The organism is Campylobacter sp. TTU-622 (assembly GCF_016598965.1).
Lineage (GTDB): Bacteria > Campylobacterota > Campylobacteria > Campylobacterales > Campylobacteraceae > Campylobacter_D.
Window position 1 is genome coordinate 1 of sequence record NZ_JAENKR010000177.1, and the last position, 1,006, is coordinate 1,006.

Here is a 1,006-nt window from a genome sequence, read left to right on the forward strand (position 1 = left end):
GTCAATAAGCTTTACAAGTAAAATCTCGCTATCATATCTTGGGATTAATACTCCATTTTCTACATAAAATTCTAAATTATAAAAATAAGCCTTTTTAAAAATATATTCAAAAGGCTCTCCTTTTTTAAAACGAGAAATCAAATCAAAATAAGGTTTTTCATCAAATTCTAATTCTTCATTTAAATAAAGCCAAATTTTATCTTTTTTTAAATATTCGCATAAAATGAAAACAGCTTCATTTTTGTGATCTTTTAAGGATTCTTTGGCTAAATTTAATGCTTGCTTTATCCTCAATTTAAAGCCTTAAGTCTATCACTAATACTTGGATGACTTAAATGAAAAAAAGTATAAATAGGGCTTGATTTTACAAAAGCTTTATTTTCTTTTGCAAGTGTAATTAAAGCACTTTTCATGTCCTCTTTTGAAGTCATTTTAGCACCATATTGATCGGCTTTAAATTCATTATTTCTACTCAATAAATTAATCAAAGGAGCGATAATAAAGCTAAAAACATTTCCAAAAAGCAATAAAAGCACAAATACTCCAGCATTAATTTCTGTTAAATGACTCTCTTCATAAACAAAATCTGGTAAATTAGCAAAAAGAAAAAATAGAACAAACATTACTAAAGCATTCATAAATAAAGATTTAATTATATCTTTATGCACAAAGTGCCCTAGTTCGTGCCCCAAAACAGCTAATAATTCTTTTTGATTTAAAGCTTTTAAAAGCGTATCAAATAAAACAACTCTTTTACTTTTAAAAAGACCTCCAAAATAAGCATTTAAACGCTTATCTCTTTTGCTTGCATCAATTACATAAATTCCATTAGCACTAAAACCGCATTTATGCATTAAATTTGTAATCTTATTTAATAAATTTTCATCGTTAAGTTTTTGCATTTTATTAAACAAAGGTGCAATCAAAATAGGATAGATAACATTTATACCTAAAATAACTATAAAAGAAAATACAAAAGCTACTATCCACCAAAAAGTCCCAAAAT

1 protein-coding gene and 1 pseudogene are annotated in these 1,006 nt (G+C 25.8%); both read right to left on the reverse strand.

The features are described from left to right. A pseudogene (locus JG677_RS08300) lies at positions 1–294 on the reverse strand (HemK/PrmC family methyltransferase); the annotation flags it as partial. After that, positions 291–1,006, reverse strand: a 716-nt coding sequence (locus JG677_RS08305) for a M48 family metallopeptidase (protein ID WP_200286166.1), incomplete at its 5' end; no start/stop codon positions are given. The gene JG677_RS08305 and the pseudogene JG677_RS08300, both read right to left, overlap by 4 nt.